The 18135-nt window shown below is 64.9% G+C and carries 25 protein-coding genes; 13 read left to right on the plus strand and 12 right to left on the minus strand.

What is annotated here, in order from left to right:
• Positions 1-5: 5 nt before the first annotated feature.
• From G6N56_RS04460 to G6N56_RS04470, 3 genes are all read right to left on the minus strand, one after another.
• Complete coding sequence (locus G6N56_RS04460) at positions 6-1466, minus strand: biotin carboxylase (RefSeq protein WP_085257290.1); 1461 nt, start codon at positions 1464-1466, stop codon at positions 6-8.
• A gap of 180 nt (positions 1467-1646) precedes the next feature.
• Entirely contained in the window at positions 1647-2003 is a 357-nt protein-coding gene (locus tag G6N56_RS04465; RefSeq protein WP_085257291.1) for a TetR-like C-terminal domain-containing protein, read from the minus strand.
• Between the two features lie 233 nt (positions 2004-2236).
• On the minus strand, positions 2237-2839 hold the full coding sequence (locus G6N56_RS04470) for a TetR-like C-terminal domain-containing protein (RefSeq protein ID WP_085257292.1): 603 nt from the start codon (positions 2837-2839) through the stop codon (positions 2237-2239).
• A gap of 97 nt (positions 2840-2936) precedes the next feature.
• Here G6N56_RS04470 and G6N56_RS04475 point away from each other — a divergent pair, with 97 nt between their 5' ends.
• Genes G6N56_RS04475 through G6N56_RS04495 form a run of 5 tightly spaced genes read left to right on the plus strand, consistent with a single transcriptional unit; the run spans position 2937 to position 4796 of the window.
• Positions 2937-3413, plus strand: a complete 477-nt coding sequence (locus G6N56_RS04475) for a DUF1772 domain-containing protein (protein ID WP_085257293.1) — start codon at positions 2937-2939, stop codon at positions 3411-3413.
• A 51-nt stretch (positions 3414-3464) separates the two neighbouring features.
• Positions 3465-3782: an NIPSNAP family protein gene (locus G6N56_RS04480; protein ID WP_085257294.1), complete on the plus strand. Its 318-nt coding sequence runs from the start codon at positions 3465-3467 to the stop codon at positions 3780-3782.
• 21 nt (positions 3783-3803) lie between these two features.
• Positions 3804-4181, plus strand: coding sequence for a DUF4267 domain-containing protein (locus G6N56_RS04485; RefSeq protein WP_085257395.1), 378 nt, complete (start codon positions 3804-3806; stop codon positions 4179-4181).
• Positions 4182-4209: 28 nt separating this feature from the next.
• Positions 4210-4620 (plus strand): FAD-binding protein, encoded by a 411-nt coding sequence (locus tag G6N56_RS04490; RefSeq protein WP_158090747.1) that lies wholly within the window; start codon positions 4210-4212, stop codon positions 4618-4620.
• A complete protein-coding gene (locus G6N56_RS04495) occupies positions 4617-4796 on the plus strand; it encodes a hypothetical protein (RefSeq protein WP_142280737.1) in 180 nt (59 codons plus the stop codon). The genes G6N56_RS04490 and G6N56_RS04495 overlap by 4 nt, the downstream gene beginning before the upstream one ends.
• 408 nt (positions 4797-5204) lie before the next feature.
• Here G6N56_RS04495 and G6N56_RS28800 read toward each other — a convergent pair whose 3' ends face one another.
• Complete coding sequence (locus tag G6N56_RS28800) at positions 5205-5627, minus strand: hypothetical protein (RefSeq protein ID WP_232069430.1); 423 nt, start codon at positions 5625-5627, stop codon at positions 5205-5207.
• Between G6N56_RS28800 and G6N56_RS28805 the strand changes: the two genes are divergently transcribed.
• From G6N56_RS28805 to G6N56_RS04510, 3 genes are all read left to right on the plus strand, one after another.
• Positions 5515-6045 carry a sensor domain-containing protein gene (locus G6N56_RS28805; protein ID WP_232069303.1) on the plus strand — a complete coding sequence of 177 codons (531 nt, stop codon included), beginning with the start codon at positions 5515-5517 and terminating at the stop codon, positions 6043-6045. The genes G6N56_RS28800 and G6N56_RS28805 overlap by 113 nt on opposite strands.
• A gap of 282 nt (positions 6046-6327) precedes the next feature.
• A complete protein-coding gene (locus tag G6N56_RS04505; protein WP_085257297.1) occupies positions 6328-6558 on the plus strand; it encodes a DUF167 domain-containing protein in 231 nt (76 codons plus the stop codon).
• Between the two features lie 401 nt (positions 6559-6959).
• On the plus strand, positions 6960-7892 hold the full coding sequence (locus G6N56_RS04510; RefSeq protein ID WP_158090748.1) for a cytochrome P450: 933 nt from the start codon (positions 6960-6962) through the stop codon (positions 7890-7892).
• A 108-nt stretch (positions 7893-8000) separates the two neighbouring features.
• Here G6N56_RS04510 and G6N56_RS04515 read toward each other — a convergent pair whose 3' ends face one another.
• Entirely contained in the window at positions 8001-8828 is an 828-nt protein-coding gene (locus G6N56_RS04515; protein ID WP_085257299.1) for a DUF1906 domain-containing protein, read from the minus strand.
• Positions 8829-9383: 555 nt separating this feature from the next.
• Between G6N56_RS04515 and G6N56_RS04520 the strand changes: the two genes are divergently transcribed.
• The 4 genes from G6N56_RS04520 (at position 9384) to G6N56_RS04535 (ending at position 11386) form a co-directional block, all read left to right on the plus strand.
• A complete protein-coding gene (locus G6N56_RS04520; protein WP_085257301.1) occupies positions 9384-9788 on the plus strand; it encodes a nuclear transport factor 2 family protein in 405 nt (134 codons plus the stop codon).
• Positions 9789-9807: 19 nt separating this feature from the next.
• A complete protein-coding gene (locus tag G6N56_RS04525) occupies positions 9808-10500 on the plus strand; it encodes a helix-turn-helix transcriptional regulator (protein WP_085257302.1) in 693 nt (230 codons plus the stop codon).
• 351 nt (positions 10501-10851) lie between these two features.
• Positions 10852-11085, plus strand: coding sequence for a hypothetical protein (locus G6N56_RS04530; RefSeq protein ID WP_019971094.1), 234 nt, complete (start codon positions 10852-10854; stop codon positions 11083-11085).
• A complete protein-coding gene (locus tag G6N56_RS04535) occupies positions 11075-11386 on the plus strand; it encodes a type II toxin-antitoxin system PemK/MazF family toxin (RefSeq protein WP_036446035.1) in 312 nt (103 codons plus the stop codon). Before G6N56_RS04530 ends, G6N56_RS04535 begins: the two co-directional genes overlap by 11 nt.
• A gap of 563 nt (positions 11387-11949) precedes the next feature.
• Here the strand turns inward: G6N56_RS04535 and G6N56_RS04540 are convergent.
• The 6 genes from G6N56_RS04540 to G6N56_RS04565 all read right to left on the minus strand — a co-directional run bounded on the left by G6N56_RS04540 (position 11950) and on the right by G6N56_RS04565 (position 15924).
• Complete coding sequence (locus G6N56_RS04540; protein WP_142280740.1) at positions 11950-12144, minus strand: hypothetical protein; 195 nt, start codon at positions 12142-12144, stop codon at positions 11950-11952.
• A 106-nt stretch (positions 12145-12250) separates the two neighbouring features.
• A complete protein-coding gene (locus G6N56_RS04545) occupies positions 12251-12856 on the minus strand; it encodes a class I SAM-dependent methyltransferase (protein WP_085257396.1) in 606 nt (201 codons plus the stop codon).
• Between the two features lie 115 nt (positions 12857-12971).
• Positions 12972-13175 (minus strand): transcription antiterminator/RNA stability regulator CspE, encoded by a 204-nt coding sequence (cspE, locus tag G6N56_RS04550; protein ID WP_085257303.1) that lies wholly within the window; start codon positions 13173-13175, stop codon positions 12972-12974.
• Between the two features lie 104 nt (positions 13176-13279).
• A complete protein-coding gene (locus tag G6N56_RS04555; protein WP_085257304.1) occupies positions 13280-14554 on the minus strand; it encodes a DEAD/DEAH box helicase in 1275 nt (424 codons plus the stop codon).
• Positions 14555-15154: 600 nt separating this feature from the next.
• On the minus strand, positions 15155-15376 hold the full coding sequence (locus G6N56_RS04560; protein ID WP_142280741.1) for a hypothetical protein: 222 nt from the start codon (positions 15374-15376) through the stop codon (positions 15155-15157).
• A gap of 89 nt (positions 15377-15465) precedes the next feature.
• Complete coding sequence (locus G6N56_RS04565; protein WP_085257306.1) at positions 15466-15924, minus strand: DUF5709 domain-containing protein; 459 nt, start codon at positions 15922-15924, stop codon at positions 15466-15468.
• 235 nt (positions 15925-16159) lie between these two features.
• On the opposite strand from G6N56_RS04565, the gene G6N56_RS04570 reads away from it, so the two are divergent.
• Positions 16160-16456 carry a hypothetical protein gene (locus G6N56_RS04570; protein ID WP_085257307.1) on the plus strand — a complete coding sequence of 99 codons (297 nt, stop codon included), beginning with the start codon at positions 16160-16162 and terminating at the stop codon, positions 16454-16456.
• A gap of 26 nt (positions 16457-16482) precedes the next feature.
• On the opposite strand, the gene G6N56_RS04575 is transcribed toward G6N56_RS04570, so the two are convergent.
• Positions 16483-17895 (minus strand): phosphoribosyltransferase, encoded by a 1413-nt coding sequence (locus G6N56_RS04575; RefSeq protein WP_085257308.1) that lies wholly within the window; start codon positions 17893-17895, stop codon positions 16483-16485.
• Positions 17896-18135 lie beyond the last annotated feature (240 nt).

Raw genomic sequence — 18135 nt, forward strand, 5'->3', positions numbered from 1 at the left:
GCCGCTCACGCGCGTGCGACGAGCCGAGAGACGATCGGCGAGGCGGGCGTCAGGGGCGTTGAGGTGAACTTCGCCCTCATACCCTTGACCCAGCGCTGGCAGCGGTCGCTCAGCCGATAGTCGTCGGTCTGCAGGTGTCCACGGGTGACGAGCACGCCGAGTTGAGCGCCCTCGGAGCGCAAGTCGCCGGGCGCCGCGACCCTCATGTAGAACGCCTCGGAACCGTCGAGCAGGGTTGCCCAGTCATTGGCGGTCCGCGAAAAGGAGACCCGCCCGTCGTCGTCGATGCGCCACACACCGGTGCGCGGCGTCGAGGTGAAGATCTCGATATCCGGCGACGTCTCCGTGATGATCACCTGGCCCCAGACCTCGTCCTCGCCATACCCTCGCTCCCAGCGCGCGTTGATCTCGTCGATGTCGAGCTCGTATTCCACGTCCATGTACTCGAGCAGGTGAAAGAGGAACAGCGGCATGTCGGCGTACGCCTCGGTGGTCAAGTTCGTCATCGGGCTGGCTCCACTCAGGCGCGGATTCACCTCGCCCAGGTAGAGCTCGTCCGAGTCGAGGTCATGCAGAAGGTCCACCTCGAAGTAGCCGAGGTATCCCTCACGGCGCATGACGTCGCCCAGCTTTGTCACCATTTCGCGCGCGGCGTGGGTCTGGGCGGGCGGCAGCACCTCGTGCCAGATGTCGTTGCCACACCAGCTGCCCCGGCTCGGCGTCAGCTCTGAATACCCGACGAGACTCGTCATCGCGGGACCGACCACAGTGCCGTGGCGGGTGACGGCACCCTCGAGGCACACCTCGACATTGCGGATGCGTTTCATGACTTTGAGATCCTGCCCGACCAGGTCACCGGCGTGCTGGTCCCAGTCGCGCTGACCATGCACAAAGAACGTCCCGCTGCCGGCGTTGCCGTAAGCGATCGAGATGACGAGATCATCGCCCAAGCCGGCGTCTTGCGCGAGCGTCAGCAATTCGTCGTAGGAGCCGGCCCGTCCGATCGTGTTGGGCACGCTCGGGATACCCGCGTCGTTGGCCAGGCGCGTCATGACGATCTTGGAGCCCAGGCGCTGGCGCAGCTCGATCGGCGGATGCATGACCTCGAGGCCCGCCGACCGCGCCAGGGCCTGGATTTCCTCATTCATCATCACAAAGCAGCACTTGCCCCCGGGGCCTTTACCCCCGATGAAGTCGAGCGTCTCGGGATCGGACAGGAGGTGGCTGCACACCTCGTCCATGGAGTCGAAATCACGGCGGTCGCGCCGCCGCGGCACGAACACGCGCGAATGTGTGCCCTCAAAAGCGTCGAAATAGGTCAGGTAGAAAAAATTTTGTATCCAGCGGTCAACGCCTAGCAGGTTGAACGGCGTCGGCGAGATGAAGTACAGCGGCACCTTGTTGGTGTGGAAGAACGCGCGGATGTCCGATAGGCCGTTCAGCGGGCGATGCGGGTCGGACGCCATCACGCCTGCCGCAGGGAGGTCGGCGCGTGACTCCGGCGCGAGGACAGGGGAGGCGCGGCCGGCGCGACGCGGGTGCAGGGACATACCGTCATGTCCCCGATTCTGCCGCCCTGCCGATGGTCGTGTCGACGCAAATGAGATATCGGCGGACGGCTACGCGCGTTGCCTTCGCCGAGTCGATCAGTTCTCGCCGCCGGTGACCGTCTCCAGGAGGCGCGTCACGAACTCGTCGTCCACCGGTTCCTTGGAAAACCAGCGCCGATAGAAGAGCGGGCCAACGAGGCTGGCGACGATCTCGGCGGGGGGCCGGCCGGGGGGCAGTTCACCGCGTCGTTGCGCGCGTTCGACCACGGCGACGAAGGGGGACATCAACTCCGTGTGGAGCGCGGCTTCCACACGGGCCACTTCCGGGTCGCGTTCGGCGGCATCGATGATCAACGGCAGGACCGAAGCCCATTGGGCGCCCCGAAGTTCCGCGCCTGGAAGACCTGATGTCACCGCGACGAATCGGCCGGGGCGTTCACCAGGTGTCCACATCGATGACCTCGTCAAGGGGTAAGCGTTTGCCCGGCTTAATAGAGCTGCCGGTGTAATACGCGACCGGTTAGGAGAGTCGCATGGTAGACGTTGCCGGGATAGCCGATGACAGAACGGATCTCGTCTTTGACTCGCCGCGCGTTCGTCTGCCAGCACGGCGTGAGTAGCAGCACAACGCTTTTGGCCACTGCTCTGTTCTGAATCGCTCCCAGCGATCGACGGAAAAGTGCCGCCTAGCGCTTGGCCGCGCGTGTCGCTCTCCGTCCGCCCGTGATCTGTTTGACGAGCAGTTCGAGACGCTCCGAGTCATATCCAGGCCGCAGTCGACCGGTCCGGCTGAGGGTCACCAGGCCGTGTAGCGCGGCCCAGAACACTTCGGTGAGCGTGTCCGCATCCCGCCCGTCCGCGACAAGGCGGACCGCCTGGTGTAGCTCGCCGAAGGCCGCCGTCAGCTCGGGCGGTGTGTCTTGGGCGGCAAACCGCAACCCGGTCGCGCGGGTGAACATCGCGTCATAAACCGCCGGGTTATCGCGGGCGAAGTCGAGATAGGCGCGCGCGATCCGGCTCAGGGAGTCGTCGGAGGCGTCACCGTCGGAACGAGCGGCACGAATCGCCTCCGCGAGCTCGCCGAAGCCATCAAGGGCGACAGCGTCAGCGATCTGCTCCATGCCGGTGAAGTGCTTGTACAGCACAGGCTGGCTGTATTCGATCTGCGTGGACAACCGGCGGGTGGTGACGGCATCCCAACCCTCGTCCTCGGCTAATTTGCGCGCCGTGGTGACGATCAGCCGCCGCCTGGCGGCTCGCTCGCGCTCGCGACGATCCTCAATTGCCATGCTTGATGCTAGCACGGACAGAAACGCTAGCACTGCTATTGACGCGACGGCGGGCTGGGGTTAGCGTTGCTAGCAATGAGCTGAGAGGAGCTACGACATGGACGTAAACGTCATCACCCGCGCCGCCGCACTGATCGCGGTGCTGGGAACCGCGGTGGTCTATGGCACCGATGTGTTCTGCGCGATGGTGCTGAGGCCGGCTTTGGCGCTGGTCGACGACCGTGCCCTGGTCGCGGTCGCGGGAGGCATGCATCGCTACGGAGACCGGCGCATGCCACTGCCTGGGGTACTGGGAGTCGTCGCCACCGCAGCAAGCGCGGCGCTGGCCACGGTGGCCGCACATTGGGCGCAGGCCATCGCCTCGGGCGCCGCGTTGATCCTGCTGTTGGCCTGGATCGGCCTCTATGCACGCGTGAGCGCGCCGATCAATCGACAGTTGACAGCCGCCGCCAACGCCGGGTGTGCGCTGCCGAATGGGCGTGCGCTGCAGGCAAAGTGGGACTCGGTCATCAACGCGCGTGCGATGCTGCAAGGTTTGGCGGTGGCCGCCCTGTGTGTCGCGCTGATGGTCTGACACGACGTCTCATTGACGCCGTAGCAAACCAATTGAGGGAGAACACCGGCCATGTTTCAGTTCAGGATCTACACCCTGCGATCACCAGAAGCGTTGCGCCGATACGCGACGGTTCACTGGGCCCGTCATCTGCCGACCTTCGAGACATTCGGGGTCACCACCATCGGGGTGTGGACCGATCCGAGCGGTGGGTTGAACCGCCTCGTCGCGCTGATCCGTTACCCACCGGGCGCGGACCCCGAAGACGTCACCCGGCGCGTCATGGAAAGCCCCGAATTCGCCGCCGACATGGCCGGCTTCGACGTCGGCCAGATCGTCGAAGTCCAGTCGATACTGCTTGACCCTACATCGTTTTCACCGATTCGCTAACAAACCCAAGGAGTGCTCGACATGACCACCATCATCGGCTACCTACTCGCCGGACTGCTCGCCGCGGGCATCATCTTCATCGGTGCACGCTTCCTCGTCGCGCCGCGCGTCGCCGCGGCCGGCTACGGCGTGCTGCCGGACCTGGACCAACCGGGCGCGGGCGCCTACCTGAGCGTCAAGGGCGTGCGCGACATCGCGGCGGGACTGTTCGTCATCATTCTCATGGTCGCCGAAGCGACGCACCTGCTCGGCTCGGTCATGTTGGCTGCCACGATCATTCCGCTCGCCGATGCGGCCATCGTGCTCCGCAACGGCGGCTCGAAGTCGGTCGCCTGGGGTGTGCATGGCGCCACCGCCGCCGTCATGCTCGTCACGACCGCACTGCTGCTGGTGTCCTGAGAATGTCAACATATCGACGAAGGACGGGATGACCGAGATGAGAAACGATCTGCTGTCACCGCCGGGGAGCCCCGCATACCTGACCGGGACCAACCCGCACGACGCCACAGTAGCGCAGCACCCGGCCATGATGGCTCACCCGGGCAACGCGGAAGAGGTCGGCCAAGCCGTGCGGTGGACCGCGCAGGGCAGCCTGCAGGTACAGGCCAGCGGACACGGCGCGGGCGCCCCGACCGAATCCGACCGGCTGTTGGTGGACACGTCCGGATTGAACACCGCAGACGTCGACGCGCGGGCATGCGTGGCCCGCATCGGTGCGGGCGCGACCTGTTCGGCGGTCAATGCGGTGGCCGAACGCGACGGGCTGCCCGGACTCGCGGGCACCTCGCCCACGGTCGCCGTCGCCGGCTACACGTTCGGGGTGGAGTCGCGTTCTTGACCCGCCCGCATGGGATGGCCAGTTCGACGCTGCTGGCCGTCGACTATGTCGACGGCAACGGCCTGCTACACCGGGCGGCAGAGGACACCCCTGACGCGATCGATCGGGAGGCACTGGGGGCATTTCGCGGCGGGGGAGGAGTCGGCGTGGCCACCTCTCCGACGTGGAACTTGTAGCTCCACAAGAACTGTGGGCCAGATAGCAATTGGGGACAGCCCTCGGCCGTCAACAACCCATCGGCGACATGCCTCGATGTGCCAAGCGCTACCGTTTCGGGCGCGACGCCCCGCTGAAGCCAGTTGTGTTGCAGCCCAACCACCTCTGCCGGAGGCGCCGCCCTGCTCGGGAAGGGGCGAGCCGAACACGGTTACGACCAAAGACGCCGACGGCCACGCCGTGGTGAGGCAGGATTAAGCGATGAGCGCTGGTTGGGGGAGCGGGCGGGGCAACGAGGGCATGAACGAGCAGCCGGGATGGCCCCCGTATCCGTCTGTACCGATGCCGCCGCCCGGGCCGGCCGCCCCGCCGTGGCCGGGCATGCCCTCGCCACCCTGGCAGGGCCTCCCGGTTCCGCCGCCATTTCCCTATGCGCCGGGCGGCACGGGCATGCCAGCCGGCGGGTACCCGCCGTCGCCGCCGCACCGCCCCGTGTGGCCATGGTGGGTCGCGGGCGCCGCGGTGGTAATCGCCGCGGTTCTGGTGATCACACTCGTTGTGCTGGGCAGGAGCGATTCCGGGCCCACGTCCAGCACGGCACGGTCGTCGTCCACCCAACCGTCCGCCTCGGCCAGCCCGGGGCCAGCCTCACCGTCACCAAGCGCCGCCGCGGCGGCACCGGCGTTGGACGTCGGAACGTTGCCGAGCCTGCTCGCGACTGCCGAGCAGGTCGGGAAGGTGCTCAATAACGTGCCCATGACCGCCCACGACGTGGAGACGTCACCCGCCTCAGGGGTGTCGATGAACCCGGCCACATGCAGCAGCGCGGTGGCGCCCGTATTGGACAGCACCTATGCGGGATCGGGGTATACCGGCCTGGCGGCCCAGGGTCTGGAGGAAGCCAAGCCCGGGCGGCATAAGATGATCCAAGCGGTCGTCGCCTTTCCCGACGCGTCTGGGGCACAACGCTTTTACGAGCGGCAGCTGTCAGCGTGGCAGGGCTGCCGGCTCAAAGAGGTGACCGTCTTCTACAGCAACGGCAAACCGGATGATCACGCCAAGATCACGGTGGTCACCGACAGCGCGGGCATCGCCACGACGGTGCTGCTGCCGGCCGACCCGACCCAGCACAAGGGCGGCGAGTGTGAGCGCTCGATGAGCGCGCGCCGCAACGTCGTCGTGGATGTGCGAGCGTGCGGGCAAAACACCATGACCGCCGCCTTCATGCTCGTCCGAGGGATCAACGACAACATCATCAGCCACCCGTAGCCACATCGACGCGAGGCACACGACTTACGAAACGGCGGGGGAGAGACGTATTGCGCCCCGAAGAGCGGCTCACCACGTGGCTGCGCCGGTTCCGCCAAGCGACCGGTCGCGCTCGGGCTGCTCGACGCGGCAATCGCCGGACGCAGGCGCGGCGCCGCGCCTTCCACAGACTCACCGCACTGACGAATCCGGCTGCGCGGTAAACCGCGGCCAGCGCATGCCGGGCCCCAAAGGGGGCGGAGTATTCATCGGTGCGTCGTCCCGACGGTAGCCTTACGTGGCATGAACGACTCCGTCGTCGTCAAGGTCAAGCCCGGCAGCCGCAGGGGGCCCCTTGTCGAGGTCGGTCCGGATGGCGAGCTGACGATCTTCGTCCGGGAGCGAGCGATTGACGGAAAGGCCAATGAGGCAGTCATCCGGCTGTTGGCAGCACACCTCGGATTGCCAAGAAGCAGAGTCGAATTGGTGTCGGGGGCGACGTCGCGACTCAAGCGTTTCAGCGTGAGCGACTGATTACAACCTGACAACCGCCGGCAAATTTCAGCAGGCTGCGGTTCTGACGACTGTGCGGCCGCGGCCCCGACGTGGAAGCAACAGAAATAGCGACGGATACGGCGGGGCCGGGGTCGGTTGAATCTCGCTATCGCGGGCGAGACTTGAGGGGAGCTGCCGGGGGCCGTCCCACCGAGAGCCAGATGAATCGATCGGCTCCCCTCGGCCACCCATTGACGCCGAATTGGTCGCGACGATCGGGGTGCCCCACAAGTCGCCGCGCGCGGACGGGTACGGTCGCTTTTGGGTGCGCCGCAGCGGTCAGCAGATCATGGTCTCGGCGTAGGGATACGCCCATGGCGCACGGGCGGCGACTTTGCGGGAATGAAGGCGCCACACCGCTGAGAATAAGCAGGGGGCACGTGAAGCTCGCCGATTGTCCGGTCTTTCCCGCCGAGGCGGGAACCGCCCTAAGCACAGACCGCGGCTTGGGTTGGCGCCTGGCGCGACAGGCCGGTCCGGTTTTGCGAGATCCAGGGGCTAACTGGGTGTTCGTCGTCGGGCGGGACGAGGTGTTAGCGCACCTGGACGATGCGAGGTTGGATCGCGCCCGCGCTCTTCCCGAGAGCGACCTCGACGTTCACCAGCAGCTGTTCGCACCGAAATCAGCTCATGAGATTGCGGCGGCGCTCCGTCCGACCGTCGCCGGGCTGATCGATCGTACTTCAACCGCCGGTGGGGGTGACGCGGTGGCCGAGGTGACCACGCCGATTTCTGGCGCCCTTTTCGACATCGTGGCGCGCCTGCGGTTACTGCCTGCTGAGCACCTGGCTGGGCGGTCCGGCCACGTCTTGTCCGAGGCGTTCCGCAACCTGTCCAAACACGCCGGCTGGCACTTGTTCGAGTTGGCCCGCCGCCCCGAATTGTGCGAGATGCTTCGACATCAGCCTGAGCTGATACGCGAGTTCGTTGAAGAGGTCTTACGGTTGGAGCCGATGGTGCAGGGCTGCCAACGTTTTACGACACAACCAACGACGGTCGGCGGGGTCGAGGTGCCGCCCGGCCGGGTGGTGATGTTGTGTATCGCCGCGGTGCAGCGAGACGGCAGCGACGCGATGTCCACCGACGATCTCGTGATTGGCGTTAGGGCGCACCGGCATTGGAGTCTGGGTGCGGGGTCGATGCGTTGCCGCGGCGGGCACATTGTCCGGCAGGTGTTGCACGTGCTGGTTGAGGAGTGGGTCGACCGCGCCGGGCATCTTGAGCTGGTTTCTGGTTTCCTGCCGGCTGCTGGGTTCCCGAATACTGAGAGCGCTTTGTTTCTGCCGGAACTGCCGCTAGTGACGAGGACGTAGTACTGGCCGACACAGCGCGATCGGCAGGAAGATCGACCGTTGAAGATTAATGAAAATAGGCACCTGAGAAGGGCGCGATGATGCCGAGCGCAGCGCCTATCAGCAGCCCTACCTCACATCGCCATTCGGATGACTCGACGGATGGAGGTTCCACTGGCCGCAATCGGGGGCTAGGACGTCGTTGACGTCGACTGCGAGTCCGCCGACCAGCGGACCGGGATTGGACGCGGTGCTCACGACGCGCTGGTAGAGAACAGCGGCGGGGTGGACTTGACTGCCGGACCATGCGCGAGTTTGCCAGGCCCACCGGCGGCCAGTTGTGCTCGAAGCCCCGATAACGCCATCGGCCACGGCCCACTGGCAGACATTGATGCCTCCGTAGACCCCGGTACGTTGAACTCCGAGAACCGCATTGATTCCGCGAAACCACTGCAGCGCAACGCGATTCCAGGTGTCTCGGTTGATGTCCTCGTCGATGGTGAAGAAGATCGGCGCACCCTGACCGCCGCCTGCCGCGGTGTGCAGCTGCCAGGCGGTACGCGCGTCCGCAATGCCGCCGGCGTAACCCCGCGTGAAGTCCGACGGTGCCGTCCCACCTGGCTTCCCGTATTGGTAGTTACTGACGATCACCAAGCCCGCGGCCGTGAGTGACTCGGCGTAGGGCCGAGTGATCGGCTTGGCGCCAAACGACGCGCCAGGACGTGACAGCGAGACGTAGTTGACCACCCCGCTATAACCGGCGGCCCGGATCTGCTGCGCCGGAATTTGGCGCGCGGCGAAGTCGATCAGTTGAGGGGGCGCACCGGCCGCCATGGGCATGCCGCAACCCATTGATGCGGCACCCAGACCGGCCAACGCAGTGGCGTAGCGCAGCGCGTCGCGCCGAGAAACCGTACGCAGTCGCCCATGGCTGGCCGCCGGGGGCAAATTGTGCATCGCAGGATGTTAACGATGTGACTAGTGTCAACGGTAGACCTCTGCTGGCTGAAACTCCGTTGCGTTTGCAAATGGATACCGAGCGGTGACCGTTGCAACGGTTATGGCCTCGAGTCGACGATCCCGTCGATCCTCGCGGATGCGCCGAACGCGGTGTGGGCCATCATCTTCCAGCCCGACATCAGGCCGCAGGACTCCAAAACCCTGATGGACTCATCCACGGGGAACCGGGTGCTTGCCGAGCAGGCCGCGGCGGTTGACGTCGCCGGCTCGGCAAGAGCGTCGGGTTCCTCAGTTTCGATGAGATGCGTCTGATGCGGCACTGCGCATCGTCCTTGACCTCTAAGCACTGCGCCGTCACCGCTGTCCAGTCTCAGTATTGTTGTCACCCTTCAGCTGGAAAATGGCCAACTTATCGATGTCCGTTTTCATTCGATTTGGCGGTCGCGTGGTTTGGTGCCCGGCGCGGCGAACCCTCAGCGTTGCGTCGCGCCTCTCGGCTTGGCACTCAAACACCGACATACCGTTGTCGCAGCAGTGTCTGATGCTGGTGGCATGAACGAGAACGCGAACATGATGTATAAAAACTGGGCTGCTGCCGATGCGGCGCTCGCGGTGTGGCTGGAGATGTGGAACACGGACAGTGAGATCGCCCGTCGGATCTGCAGTGAGAATTTCCGGATTCATTTCTTGATCTCAGAGACCGATGGGTCGAACCCGGGGGACGACGTGCTGGGCGCCGAGAGTTTCGTTCGGTTCCTGGATCGGTATCGCGAACAGCATCCGGATGTGGTGTTCACCGAAGTGGCGCGATCCGTAGACGGTGTGCACGGGCGGATGCTGTGGAACGTGCAGATGGGGGAATTTGCTGCAGGCGGGATCGACGTCTTCGACTTCACGGAGGATGGGCTGATCCGCGAGGTGTGGTCGGTGACCGGGACGCGCACGCATCTCACCTGAGACCGGGAGACTCACGTTCATGAGGAGAGCCGAGCGGTTATACGCGCTGGTGGATCTGCTGCGCGGATCACGTCGGCCTTTGTCGGCCGCTCGGCTCTCGGAGGAATTCGAGGTGTCGAAGCGCACGATTGAGCGTGACATCCAGTCGCTTCAGCTTGCAGGGGTCCCGATATATGCCGACCACGGAGCGTCGGGCGGGTATTCGATCCTGCGGGAACACTCCCTGCCGCCACTGAATCTCACGGTGCCCGAGTCGCTGGCGGTGCTCGCGGGGCTTGGTTTGCTGGAGACCTCGCCGTATGGTGCAGCGGCGCGTCGGGCGCGGGCGAAGGTCCTTGCAATCAGCCGCGAGGAACAGCTCGCCCCAGTCGATGAGGCTTTGGCGTCGATGTTCGTCATCGACTCTCAGTCGCCGTCGGAAGCGGCGATCTCGCTGATTCCCGAGGCGATCGCCGCGCGCAGAATCGTACGGTTGGACTACACCTCTGAGGACGGCAAGACCCGCACCACCCGTGACGTCGAGGCGATGGGTCTGCTGCGCGGAGGTGATGCGTGGGTGTTCGTGGGATGGTGTCGGCTGCGCGAAGGCATCCGCGGATTTCACCTCGACCGCATCCGGCACCTGGCGATCACCGAAGAAATCTTTCCCGAAAGGGATCCTGCGGTGCTCGACGCGGATCTGTCGCGGTGGCGCACTCGTCGGCTCGGGTGACGCCCCGAGCCGACGACCACAGGCATGTCGCGCGGTGCGCCCAGGTTCGATGAGAAAGCCGCCAAGCCCGATGCGACCCAGCTTACTGGTAACCCGCGATATTCGATTCCGTCGTATTCAACCTGAATCGAGCGCCGACGCGAGCGCTGGGCAGGACTGGAGCTTCTGATCTTTATAGTGGCACGGGTGCCACTGAGAGCAATGGCCGAGACGATCCAGACGCGCATATTTTGTTTGCTCCGGGCCACACCGGTTGTCGGTGGATAGGCGCTGCTGGAGTTGCCGATGCTGGGTGAAAAAACGCTCAGGTGGATCCAGCGGTCGTCTTACAAAACGTCGTACACTGTTGCAATGGCTGACACAATCACATTCAGGCCCGACGAAGACACATCGAAGGCGCTGGAGGTCTTGACCAAAGATGGAACCGCCGTGTCCGTAGCCGTCCGATCTGCTCTTATCGATGCTGCACGACGGAAGGCCGGCGCGGCGATTCGTGCCGAGGCGGAAAGGCTTGCTGAAGACGAGTCTGACCGCGCTGAGGCCATGCAGGTGCTGCGCGACATGGAGACGTTGCGTGCGTGGTGAGGTCTTTCAGTTGCGTGCCCCGCGCGGGAGTCGCGGTCACGAGCAGTCCGGTTCCCGCTACGCCGTAGTAGTCCAGTCAGATCAACTGCCCCTGTCGACGTGGCTGGTTGCACCAACATCCACGTCGGCCCGTGCCGCCAGCTTTCGTCCCGAAGTTGAAATCGGCGGCGTGAACACCCGCGTGCTTGCCGAACAGGCCGCCGCAGTCGACCCGGGCCGACTCGGCACGAGCGTCGGGTTCCTAAGCTTCGATGAGATGCGCCGCGTTGATGCGGCACTGCGCATCGTCCTCGATCTATGAGCGTTGGACAGCCTCGATAGACCACGGGGTAATACGGCGTACTTGACATAATGTCGCTTATCGGCACAACGGGGTCGCGCGCCGACGGCCGGACCTGCGGAGATGCTCCATCCGACCAGTCTCCGATCCGGAACTGGTTGAGATTAATCCGCAAGACCATGAGCGGTCCGATGAGGGCCTGGGCCGCCGCGTAACGATGGCGATCCAACCGTGCAACTGCCCAGTCGCCCGCGATCGCTCCGCGCTTCATTCCCTGCGGAACCTGGCCGAATCGTCACAGTGACGGAATGCCCGTCTTCGGGCAGGGCGAGCGATCACTGCGATGTTCGCCCCGGATGCTGGTCGATCGCGCCTCGGCGCGGCCTTGGCGGAGATTGCCTCAATGGCGCCCGACATATCGGCCGGCACCGCCTCAGACCCCTTATTCGAAGAAGCCCGGAATCGCCCATTTCGTCACTGTTACGTTTTAGGCGCGCCCAGCGGCGCCGTCCGTCCAAAGACCGAGGCGAGCCAGTCCGTACCTCGCGCGCGATTCGCGCGGTGACCCCCGGGGTCGTCGGGACCTAGCTGGCCCGCGCGATCGGATTGGGCGCGGAGCCCCATACCTCGGATTTCTGCCGCGAACTGGTCGGCGGATAGACCCCATCGAACTGTTGGCCACCATTCAGCGCTTGTCCGGCGATGGGCCGGCAATAGAAGCACAGCTCCAGACCAACCGTGGGATAACCGCAGGCGCAGCAAATAAGAACCGTCGCCATCAGCGGCCTCCTAGCTCGACGTGTGTTGAATCGCTGGTCCTTCCATTCCCCGATTCCCGGCGGTCTAAACGCGGCACAGTCGGCGCTGCGGGACCGCGTGGGCTCGCTAGACCACCCGAAGGACCGCGACCAGAAAGTCCGCGTCATCGCTGAACGGTCGCAGGTCCCAGGTAGACAGCAGCAGGTCCGGCACCAACCCCGCCTCCGCCGCGTCCGCGAGAAATTGCTTGAACTCGTACCCGCGACCGGCGCCGAAGCCGATCACCGCCCGACCGCTGACACCGAGGTGGGCCCGCACCCGGCCCAGCACCCGGACGTGGCTGCCGGGGGCAAGAAATGTCATGACATTTCCTGCCATCACTATGACGTCGAATGGCTCGGCGATGCCGCGCGCCGGCAGGTCGAGCTCGGCCAGGTCGCCGACGAGCCAGCGCGGCCCAGGGTGGTCCTGCTCGGCCGCCTCGATCAGAGCCGGGTCGACGTCGACACCGACCACCCGGTGACCGACCTCGGCCAGGTAGCCGCCCACCCTGCCGGGACCGCACCCGGCATCGAGGATGCGGGCACCACGCGGCACCATTGCGTCCACCATGCGGGCCTCGCCCGCCAAGTCTTCGCCGGCGCGAGCCATGGAACGAAAGCGCTCGATGTACCAGCGCGAGTGACCGGGGTTGGCCGCAACCTTCTGCATCCAGATGCTTTGTTCAGCCATGCGAACCATTGTCGCAATATAGGCGCGGGTGGCCCCGGCCTGGGCGTACCACTCTTGAAACGCCAGTGGGCTGGTGCGAGAGTCGCACCAGCCCACTAGTCAGGTATGGGGTTTCTTAGACGGCAGTAACTCCTACTGCCTGGGGTCCTTTGGCTCCTTGCTGAACCTCGAATTGAACGCGCTGGTTCTCTTCGAGTGAGCGGTAGCCATTCCCCTGGATCTCGGAGTAGTGGACGAAGAGGTCCTTCGCACCGTCGTCAGGGGTGATAAAGCCGAAGCCCTTGTCACCGTTGAACCATTTCACAGTTCCCTGTGCCATTTACTTACTTCTCTCATTTCAATGCGGATGTACCTTCAACACCCGACCCACAAGCCTAGCATGTGCCACCCAAAATATTTAAAAGAATTGTGGCGCAAAGTTGTTCAGGCTCTGCGGCCGGAGCGACGGCCCCGCCCCCGACTGGCCGAGCTGGAACGGCGCGGCGGCGACGCAGGCGGCGGTACCGTCTTTTTCGGCGCGGGAGCCTGGTAGGGAGCCACCTCACCGGCCACCGCATGCACGGCCGCTGAGTCGGCGGTGACCTCCCGCGGGGTGACACGGATGCCCGCGCGTCGCATCAGCGCCTGAGCGTCCTTGCGCTGCTCGGGCAGCACGACGGTCACGACCTCGCCTGCGTTTCCGGCCCGCGCCGTGCGTCCGGATCGGTGCAGGTACGCCTTGTGTTCGGCGGGCGGATCGATGTGCACCACCAATTCGATTCCGTCGACATGTACTCCGCGCGCGGCGATGTCAGTAGCCACCAACACGCGCGCCTCCCCGGCGGCGAAGGCCGCGAGATTTCTGTCCCTCGCGGGCTGGGATAGGTTGCCGTGCAAGTCAACTGCGGGCACCCCGGATTCGGTCAGCTGCCTTGCCAACTTGCGTGCCTGATGTTTGGTGCGCATGAACAGAATTCGGCGGCCGGTACCGGAGGCAAGCCGGTGGACTAATGCGTTCTTGGCTTCCGCGCCCGCGACATGGAAGACGTGATGGGTCATTTCGGGGACCGGCGAGTTGGAGCTGTCGACGGAGTGCAGCACCGCGTCGTGCAGGAATCGATTGACGAGCTTGTCGACGCCGTTGTCGAGGGTCGCAGAGAACAGCAGCCGCTGGCCACCGCTCGGGGTGGCCGCCAGAATGCGGGTGACCCCGGGCAGGAAGCCGAGATCGGCCATGTGGTCGGCCTCGTCGATCACCGTGACCTCGATCGAGTCGAGGCTGACCAAGCGTTGCTTCATCAGATCTTCGAGGCGGCCCGGGCAGGCCACCACGATGTCGACACCTGACTTCAGCGCCGCCACCTGCCTACCTTGCGACACGCCGCCGAAGATCGTGGTCACCCGGAGATTGTTGACGGCGGCCAACGGCTCCAGCGTCGCGGTGATCTGGCTCGCGAGCTCCCGGGTCGGGGCCAGCACCAGACCCGAAGGGCGCGACGGGCGGCGCGGGCGGCCGGCCAGCCGACTGACCATAGGGATCGAGAAGGCGAGCGTCTTGCCGCTGCCGGTCTTGCCGCGGCCTAGGACGTCGCGGCCGGCGAGTGTGTCGGGAAGTGTCTCGACCTGGATGGGAAAGGGATGGGTGATCCCGCGGTCGGCGAGCACTCCGATGAGTGATTCGCGCACGCCAAGATCGGCAAACGTTTTGCCAGTAGTCACTTGATGTCTTTCAGCATCGGTTGTGCCGAGTTGGCGGCGGCAATGCACGCGGTCGGTCAGCACAAGGTGGCGAGATTGCCGGTGGGCAAAATCGATCGCCGCGATACGAACTGCCGGATTGAGTGCGTCAGCCACTGATTCAGGGGTGACACCGGAAGGATAGAGAAACGTTTCACGACGTGCCGGCCGTCGCATTGACGGCCAACGTTGAGTCCAGCATACAGCACTCCGAACGTGCCCACCCGCCGCGCACGGCCGGTGCCCCTACCTGCCCCGCGCCAGCTGCCTGTACAGTTGAGGGCGAACCGTCTTCTCGCGGTCATCGCGAATCGTAAGCGCATCACCAGAGAGATCAGTGCGCGATTGTCGTTCATCCGTCAACACCGCGCACCAGCCGAGGATTCATCTTTAAGGACCCACATGGACAACTCAAACCTTTTCTCCCACCCCGAAGCACCTGAGCATGTCGCTCCGTCGGAGGCATCCAGTAAGCCGGTCGAATACCCCGCGTTTTCGGATCGCCCCGACAAGGCCGTGCCAGCACCGCAGCGCCCCTGAGCGGCCAGGTCGGTTCAATTCAAGGCTTCAAGGGAGCCGCCATTACTGCCAGTTGAGCTCGTCGTTCAACTCTTCGCCACCCTCGGTGCGCTGCCCAGTTGGGCGAGTGTCGATCATGACCTCTTGCCAGTGCCCGGGGCTGAAAAGGTGAATATCCTTGCCGCTGGTCACCTTCAATACACCACCGGTGACGATTTCATAGGTCGCGCCATCCGGGTATTCATCGTCGTCGTCGTGACCCTGGATTTGTATCCACATCTTCATGATCAAGTGTCCCTGCCGTATGTCGGACATCATGGAACTTGCCAGCGCAATCCGAACCTGTTGACTGGAAGCGGTTTCCGCGCCGTTCGTCAGTCCTCGTCGTCGATGATGTGAACTGCCGCTTCTTCGGCGGATGCTGCGCCTCCGCTGATCCCGACGTCCTCGGCGACCAACTCTTCGTCAACGTCTTCGCCGAATCCGTGGTCGGGCGCGACCAGACGGCCCGCTCGCACACCACCTACCTCGCGTCGCTCCGCGGGGAATTCGAATTCGCGCTCGAATGCGTCGGAGCGCTGCCGCTCGGCTTCGTCGAGCACGACATTGATCCGGGACGCAGGATCCGGCTCTTCCTCGGCCAGTATCTGGTCCATGCTTTCCGACGGACCGAAGGCGCCCCGTCCGTACGGTCGCTCCGGCGGTGAATACCCCTCGTCGAGCACGTCGTCGAGGCCACGGTCGATGAGGGTGTCCTCCGGCTGAAGCTGGTTGTCGTCATCCGTGCTGTATTCGCCTGCGGCCGGACCCGTTCCACCATAGGGGGTACTCATCGGATGGCAACCAAGTCATCAACGGTCATCGCGCACTCCTGAATCGTTGTTGGGTCCCTGCATTTTGGGCCGGACAGTTCGAAATTAAGGGCGGCATGGTTAGCCCGCCTAGGGTCATTCGTCCCTTCCGGCGAAGCCGTTCGACCGGAGGGGACGCCGGGATCGGCCGCCACTCCCCTGGTAGGCCCCCTGAGGGGCCATCGTGTTGGCCTTCCAAGCTGGTAGCGTCGCCGTCGTGACCAACCTGACGGTGACCGTGCCCGAGACAGTCGATGCCACGGAACTTGAAGAAGAGGTTGTGACGGCCCTGGCGGACCGGCTCAGGGACGACCACGGACTCGAGCTGACTGCCGGCGCGCCGGGCTCCAACGAGTACCCACTGCGCCCGTCCGGCAGCATCGTCATCGACACGCGGCCGGGCGAGCTCCGCGTCAGGCTCAGGGGCCTCGACGTCGACGCGCACAATCTCTTCATCGGTGTGAGCAGCGAACTCGAGCAGCGACACGAAGGGCTTCGCGCCGAAATCGGCTGAGCCGCTTGCATCGCCGCGGTGCAGGGTCACTGGCTTTGAGCCGTCGCGGCCACTTGGCTGAGGTGCTCGATGAACCAGCGGCGAGCGAGCACCGCTACCTGCTCGAGGGTGCCGGGCTCTTCGAAGAGGTGCGTTGCGCCGGGAACGACGGTGAGCTTGCAGACGCCCGGCATCATCGACTTTGCCTGCCGATTCAGCCCGAGGACCACGTCATCGCGCCCGCCCACGATCAGCAGCGTCGGCGCCTGAACCTTGGTCAACGCCCAACCGGCCAGATCAGGGCGGCCGCCTCTGGAGACGACGGCGCTGACGTTCACCCGCGGATCGGCGGCCGCCGCCAGCGCCGCGCCGGCTCCTGTGCTGGCACCGAAGTAGCCGATCCGCAGCCCGACCGTCTCGCGCTGAGTCGCCAGCCAAGCCGTGACGTCCACCAGCCGTCGGGCTAACAATTCGATGTCAAAGACGTTGGCGCGATTGAGTTCTTCTTCGGGAGTCAGCAGGTCGAACAGCAGGGTGGCGATGCCCGCATCGTTCAAAACTTCTGCCACGTAGCGGTTTCGGGCACTGTGGCGGCTGCTTCCGCTCCCGTGCGCGAAGACGACGATTCCGAGCGGCCGCTCCGGAACCGTCAGATGCCCCGCGACCATGACTGGTCCGGCGCTGACCCGAACTTCCTCATCACGCAGCGGCGGGTCGTCGGCTGCGACGCCGGCAGGCGGCTCGGAAAACCCTTCCCGCGCGCGGTCAAGCAGCGCGGCCACCTCGGCGTCGGAGGTTTCGGTGAAATTGCGGTATCCCTGCCCAACGGCGAAAAAGAATGCTGGTGTATGCATGCAGATCACCTCGTCGGCGTAGCTGGAAAAGCGCGCGAAGATATCGCCCCCACCAATGGGCACCGCGAGGATCACTCGGCTGGCACCCTGCGCGCGCGCCACCTCGCAGGCGGCCTTGGCGGTCGCGCCGGTGGCGACACCGTCATCGATGATGAGTGCTGTCCGCCCCGCCAAAGAGATCCGCTCGCGCCTTTGACGGAATCGCTCCGAGCGGCGCGCCACCTCGGCGCGCTCCTTCGCTTCGACTGCGGCGATATCCGCTTCGGACAACCGGACCTCCCGCGCGACGTCCTGGTTGATCACACGGACGCCGCCCTCACCAATCGCCCCGAAGGCCAGTTCCGGCTGGAACGGCACCCCCAGTTTGCGAACCACGAGAACGTCCAACGGGGCGTTCAGCGCCTTGGCGACTTCGAAGGCGACCGGAACGCCGCCGCGGGGCAGTCCCAATACCACTACGTCTTGGCCGCGCAAGGATTTGAGGCGCTCGCCCAACTGCCTCCCAGCATCCTCCCGGTCGTCGAACAGCCTTTGATGGCCCCGCAGCGAAACCAACCGATCGGCCAGTAGACGCTCAGCGGCGCCGCCACCGTCAAACTGCGTCATCCAACGAGTGTGGCCGCGACGGGCCGCCGCGGCGAAGGGTCGAAGGACCACACCTTGCCGGGACAATGGCCTTGCGGCGCGTGGGCCCGTCTGAGGGCCGCGGTCAGCGCTCGCCTCACGCGGCCCGCTGGGACGCAGGGAGAATCACCCGAATAACCCTCATATGCAGAAAACTAGCAGCAATTAATCCGCATCTACGGATATTGACTACGTACACTGTTGTCGGCGGAACAAGTCGCC

The sequence above is a fragment of the Mycobacterium saskatchewanense genome (genome assembly GCF_010729105.1).
In the GTDB taxonomy this organism is placed as follows: domain Bacteria; phylum Actinomycetota; class Actinomycetes; order Mycobacteriales; family Mycobacteriaceae; genus Mycobacterium; species Mycobacterium saskatchewanense.